This is a genomic window from Escherichia sp. AM3 (genome assembly GCF_032029835.1).
Classification (GTDB): Bacteria; Pseudomonadota; Gammaproteobacteria; order Enterobacterales; family Enterobacteriaceae; genus Escherichia; species Escherichia coli.
This window is the reverse complement of sequence record NZ_JAVUPQ010001119.1, coordinates 1-255: the sequence shown is the minus strand read 5'-3', so window position 1 is coordinate 255 and position 255 is coordinate 1. Positions and strand designations below refer to the sequence as shown.

Here is a 255-nt window from a genome sequence, read left to right as displayed (position 1 = left end):
GTGCGGTGGATGTGCTGACCTTTGAAGGCCGCGAGCAACTGAGTACCCCGTTCCGCTACGATATCCAGTTTACCAGCAGCGATAAAGCCATCACGCCGGAGTTGGTACTGATGCAGGACGGCGCATTCAGCCTGACGGCACCACCGGTACAGGGAATGCCGGTGCAGGCCCCCCTGCGCACCCTGTACGGGGTCATTACCGGTTTTAAACATCTCTCCACGTCACGGGACGAAACTCGTTACGAAGTGCGGCTGG

The 255-nt window shown here is 59.2% G+C and carries 1 protein-coding gene; it reads left to right on the top strand.

Annotated features, from left to right (window positions below; genetic code table 11):
* Positions 1-255: contractile injection system protein, VgrG/Pvc8 family (locus RTW80_RS29965; RefSeq protein WP_409415347.1), on the top strand; the 255-nt coding region annotated here is incomplete at both ends.